This window comes from Methylobacterium sp. CCH5-D2 (genome assembly GCF_001556475.1).
Classification (GTDB): domain Bacteria; phylum Pseudomonadota; class Alphaproteobacteria; order Rhizobiales; family Beijerinckiaceae; genus Methylobacterium; species Methylobacterium hispanicum.
This window is the reverse complement of the sequence record NZ_LSIX01001007.1, coordinates 1-4,492: the sequence shown is the minus strand read 5'-3', so window position 1 is coordinate 4,492 and position 4,492 is coordinate 1. Positions and strand designations below refer to the sequence as shown.

At 71.7% G+C, this 4,492-nt stretch carries 3 protein-coding genes; 2 read left to right on the top strand and 1 reads right to left on the bottom strand.

What is annotated here, in order from left to right:
• A partial coding sequence (locus AX737_RS27445; protein WP_197430741.1) for an FHA domain-containing protein occupies nucleotides 1–1,045 on the bottom strand: 1,045 nt, incomplete at its 3' end.
• A 536-nt stretch (nucleotides 1,046–1,581) separates the two neighbouring features.
• Between AX737_RS27445 and AX737_RS27440 the strand changes: the two genes are divergently transcribed.
• Together AX737_RS27440 and AX737_RS33750 are read left to right on the top strand one after the other, a co-directional pair.
• Nucleotides 1,582–2,400 carry a helix-turn-helix domain-containing protein gene (locus AX737_RS27440; protein ID WP_066927008.1) on the top strand — a complete coding sequence of 273 codons (819 nt, stop codon included), beginning with the start codon at nucleotides 1,582–1,584 and terminating at the stop codon, nucleotides 2,398–2,400.
• A gap of 426 nt (nucleotides 2,401–2,826) precedes the next feature.
• A partial coding sequence (locus tag AX737_RS33750; RefSeq protein ID WP_066927006.1) for a secretin N-terminal domain-containing protein occupies nucleotides 2,827–4,492 on the top strand: 1,666 nt, incomplete at its 3' end.

Genomic DNA, 4,492 nt, shown 5'->3' with positions numbered 1-4,492 from the left:
GGCGGGCATAGCTCTGCAGGAATCCCACGAAGGCATCGACCTTCTCGGCCGGGATCGCGCCCGTCGCCTCGATCAGGTCGTCCACCACGCGCAGCAACACGTAGGGCTGGATCTGCGCCGCCTGTGCCAGGCGCTCGACCTCCCCGAGCAGGCTCTGCGCCGTCCGGATCCGCGACTGGACGGCGGCCAGGCCCACGACGCGGTCCTTCACCAGATCGACGAAGCGCGCGGCCCGGCCCTCGTTCAGGATCAGCCCGTCGAGGACGAGGGTGCCGTCCTCCGAGAGCTGGAACCCGACCGGAAGCTTCTGGGCGGCGATCAGGCTCTCGATCTCGGCCCGGATGGTCTGCAGCACCCAGAGGCGGATCCGGGCGGGGATACCGGTCTTCTCGACGGCGCCGACGAGGGCGCGGCGCTCCACGGGGGTATCGACGTAGCCCGAGACGTAGACCGCCCCGTCCACCTCCTGGCGCGCCGCGATCGCGCGGCCGAACGGAAACTGGTCGAGGGCCGCCCGCGTCAGGACGAGGTCGTCGCGCCCCGCATCGGCCGTACCGGCGATCCGGGTCAGGCCGCCCCCCATCAGCAGCCAGAGCGCGAAGCCGACGAGCAGGGCGAGGGCGGCCAGCGGCATCGCGAGCGCCCGAAGCCGCCCCCCGGACAGCGGCGCAGCCGGCCGACCGGCCGTGGGGGCGGCATCGTCCTCCAGCACGGTGGCCCATTGCGAGGTCGGATGCCCGAGGGCGAAGCGCGTCGTCCCGGCGGTGACGACGTCGAGGGGCTCGATCTCCTGGAAGCCACTCCCGGACTCGATCTGCAGGCCGGCGGCGGTCCGCAGCGCGCCCGCGGCCCCCGCCAGGGCGATCTTGCCCCCCGAGACCCGGAGCCGGGCATGGCCGGGCCGGATGCTGACGTCGATGAGCTGGATGTCGTCCTCCGGCCCCGTGCCGAGGACGTACTCGCCGGGCACGAGGGCGACCTCGACGCCGGCCTGCATGCCGACGAGGATCTTGAGAATGACGCTGTCGGAGGCGACTTCGGCCACGGCTTAAGCTCTCGTGCGGCGCGGAAGGGCGCGGGATCAATTCTGTGGGCGCAGGATTAGCGCGCGGTGAACCCGGCGGACGGTGAGGCCGGACGATCGGCCAATCCATGTCCGATCTCGACCGCCCGATCCAGACCCCGGCGCCGCGATCGATAGATGATCCGGGTCCTCCCCCGGAACCGTGCCCGACGGTGCCGGATCACGTCCCGGGCCCCACGCTCTCGAGCCGCCGCGATCTGTCGAGCCGCCCCACTCTACCGTTCCGCAAGGCAATTCGCCTGTCTTGAGGGCCGGCCTGAGACGCTGGATCAAAAGATTCCCGCCCCGCAACCTTGCTGTACGGAACGCCGGCATCCTACGAGCGTACGTGACCGGACATAGTATCGCGAGAGACCTTGCGAGATGAGGCTTGGGGCGGAGACGTGCCGACTCCTGATCTGACCGGGGCGAGCAACGCCTTCGAACGCGGTCCGGCGGGCCGATGCGGGCACGGACAGCCGTTCCGTCGCATCGCCGATGTCCGGATCGCCGCGGCCATGCGCTTCGCGGAGGCGCGGCTGGACACGCCGCCCACGACCGCGGCCCTCGCGGCCTCGGTCGGCCTGTCGCAGTTCCACTTCCTGAGGCTGTTCCAGACGCGGACCGGCGAGACGGTGAGCGACTACATCCGCCGCATCCGGCTGGACGCGGCGGCCCTGCATCTGCGCGGGTCGCGGGAGCCGATCGTGGCCATCGCCCTAGCGGTGGGGTACGGCAGCCAGGCCGCCTTCACCCGCGCCTTCACCGGACGCTTCGGCCGCTCCCCGGCGAGCTACCGGCGCGCCGCGGGCCGCGGCACGGGCGCCGTCGATCCCGGGACCTTGCGGACCGTCGCGATCCGCAGGGTCGCGGCCATCACCTGCCTCGGCCGGCGCTATCTCGGATCCGGGTGCGACGCCCACGTGCAGTGGCGCGACTTCCTCCAGGACCTGCCGCCCGATCTCGGCACCGGCCCCGACCGCCGCCTCCTGCGGGTCGTCCACGACGACCCGCGCATCACGCCGCCCGAACAGATCCGGGTCGATTGCTGTCTTGTCCACGCGGCCCTGCCGTCCGAGATCCGGGCGCTGGCGGGGCGCGGGATCCACGCCTTCGAGACGGGCGCGGGCATGTACGCGGTCATCCCGGAGGCGGAGGCACCCGGGAGCGCCTCCGCCCGGTACGATGTCATCGACGGCTGGTTGGCCCAGCAGGAGCGCTATCGTCCCCGCGGCACGGGCTGCCTCGAATTCCATGCCGGAGCGGAGACGCCGGCGGACGGTCGCGCCCGCGAGCTCTTCGTACCGGTGCGTACCGCCGGCGGGGATGCGGCCTGAACCCGAGCTGATCCGCCACAGCAGGATCGGTGAAGACAGGGCGCGGGCGAGATGCTGGATAGGAAGGCCGCCCCGCGCAGCGCCCGCCGGACGTCAGGTCAGGCGCCGGCCCCACGCAAGCGTCGCGCACACATCCCAGATCCGCGCGCATCGATCGCGACGGCTCTTCTGAGCCAATATTGCGACGTGCCATCTGCACAAGCGCATAGAACCTAACATCGCGTTGATCGATCCTGCGTTTCTGCAGAAATTCTGATCATGGTTAGCGGCTTGTTAAGAAGTGCAGCCTAACCCCGGAGGCTGAGCCTTCAGGGCTTTCCGCCGCCCCGACCGTCCGACCGCGGACGGTCGGGGCGGCGGAGACGCATCGCGGGATCCGGACCTGCCGGCGCCCTCTCCCTGGCGAAGAGTCGATCAACCGATCCGATGTTCCGCACCGCGCACACGCTGGTCTTCCTCGCGCCGCTGCTCCTGCCCGTGGCGGGCTGCGTCAGCATCGCGGGGGACGCCTGCACCGATCCCGACACGACGGCCGGCATCGCGGTCGTCAACGACAAGGACGTCACGCCCCGCAACTGCGACGGCCGCTTCCTCTCGGCGCGCAACCAGCGCAGCGTCCTGTACACGGGCGAGGATCGGCCGCGCCTCTGGACCGGCGAGGGCACCCGCGAGGCGCAGGACATCGACGTGCGCCGGGTCAACGCGCCGCCGCTCGGCTACAACCGGGCGGGGACGGTGACCGGCTACCTCGGCACGCTGAAGCTCAACTACGCGGCCGCCGACGAAGCCGTGGAGGGCGACGTCGCCGCGCTCCAGAACTCGCTCGGGCGCCGCTTCGACCCCGACCAGAAAGTCTCGGTCGACTTCCGCAAGGCCACGCTCGACTACGTCCTCAAGCAGATGCTCGGGGGCGCGCTCGGGCTCAGCTACATCGCGCCGGAGGATCTGGGCGGCTCGGTCACCTTCCGCACCGAGGAGCCGGTGCCGAAGGCCCAGGTGCTGCAGGTCGTGCGCGACATCCTGGCCCGCAACGGCCTCGAGATGCGCAGCATCAACGGCGTCTTCCACATCGGCAAGCCGGAGCTGATCGGCTCCATCGAGGCCACCGGCCAGGCCGGCCGCGTCGGCGAGCGGACGACGCGGATCCTGCGCCTGCGCAAGGGCGCGGGCGGCGACCTGCTCGCGCTCGCCCGTCAGATCGTGCCGCCGAGCATCGAGCTCGTGCAGACGAACAACCCCGACACGATCCTGGTGCGGGCGACCGCCGCCGAGATCGACCAGGCCGAGAAGCTGATCAAGGGGCTGGTCCAGACCGGGCTGACCGAGGATCGCGTCGCCGTGATCCCGCTGCGCCAGAGCGCGCCTGAGAAGATCGCCGGCCAGCTCACCGAGTTCTTCCGCAGCCGCAATTCCGATCCGGTCAGCATCGTGCCGCTCGACGGGCAGCAGGCGCTGCTGGTCTCCTCCAAGGCGCCCGGCATGATCGACGGCGTCCGGCGGCTCGCCGAGGCGATGGACACAGAGGTGCGCGACGAGGTCTCGCTGCGGGTCATCCCGCTGCAGCATCTCGTGGCCGACGAGATCGCGCAGCGCCTCGCGGTGATCTTCGGCAGCGGCCAAGCCGGCGGCGGCGGACGGGCCGGCACGCTCGCGGGCGGACCTGGCGGACCCGGCGGCCTGGGCGGGCGGGGCGGTGAGGCCGTGCGGGACCCCGCACCCATCCCGCGCCTCTCGCCGGCCTCGGTCGAGGACGGCGCCCTGCCCTACCCCTACGCGAACGGCCCCGGCAACGGCCTGCCGCGCGGCGGACCGCCGGCCGAGGCCGCGTCCGGCGGCGGTCTCGGCGCAGGCCAGCAGGGTACCCGCATCGTGGCGGACAAGACCAGCAACGCGCTGCTCGTCTACTCGAACTACAGCCTCTTCAAGAAGGTGCGCGAGGTGCTGCGCGCCCTCGACGTGCCGCCCGCCCAGGTGGTGATCGAGGCGACCGTGGTCGAGGTCGAGCTGACCGACCAGCTCCAGACCGGCGTGCAGGTTTTCCTGCAGGGCGCGGGCTTCGTCGTGGGCTCGGGCAACATCGCCGACATCGGCC

Excerpts from the sequence above, each read along its gene's own strand:
- AX737_RS27440 (WP_066927008.1), top strand. The coding sequence starts at position 1,582 with ATGCGCTTCGCGGAGGCGCGGCTGGACACGCCGCCCACGACCGCGGCC.